Origin of the sequence: Streptomyces sp. NPDC059850 (genome assembly GCF_042731515.1) — a bacterium.
Lineage (GTDB): Bacteria > Actinomycetota > Actinomycetes > Streptomycetales > Streptomycetaceae > Streptomyces.
In genome coordinates this window covers 1-442 of sequence record NZ_JBHWJI010000062.1, presented here as the reverse complement: position 1 = coordinate 442, position 442 = coordinate 1, and the positions used below count along the sequence as shown (strand labels likewise).

At 77.4% G+C, this 442-nt stretch carries 1 pseudogene; it reads left to right on the top strand.

The features are described from left to right. Positions 1-255 precede the first annotated feature (255 nt). Positions 256-442 (top strand): annotated as a pseudogene (locus ACFV9T_RS35380) (hypothetical protein); the annotation flags it as partial.

Here is a 442-nt window from a genome sequence, read left to right as displayed (position 1 = left end):
CCGCTCCCCTTTTTTTCCTTGGGCGCCTCCCCTGTGGCCGACTCCCGTCCGCTCCGGGTGGGGGTCTCTTTTTTGTGGGGGGGGCCCCGCGCCCGCGGGCGGCCCCCCCCACCAGTCTACGGGGCCGCCTCCCGTCACCCGCCCGGGCGGACCGTCACCCTCCCGGGCTGACAATCAGTCGAACAGACTGCCAAGGTCCCGCGAAGGGCGTGTCCCAGTCCGGATTCCAGCCCTCCGCCCACCTACGTTGGTCTGGTGGAGCACTACAGGACACGTACGCCCCGCCGGGCGGCCGCCCCCTCGCCCCGTACGGCGGCGGACGACACGTACCCGGGCCAGGGCCGGGGCCAGGGCGGAAGACAGGGCGCGGGCGGCGCGGGGCGCGGCGCGCGGCCGGTGGCGCGCCCGAGCGCGCGCGGCGGGCTGCTGGGCGCGGCCGCCG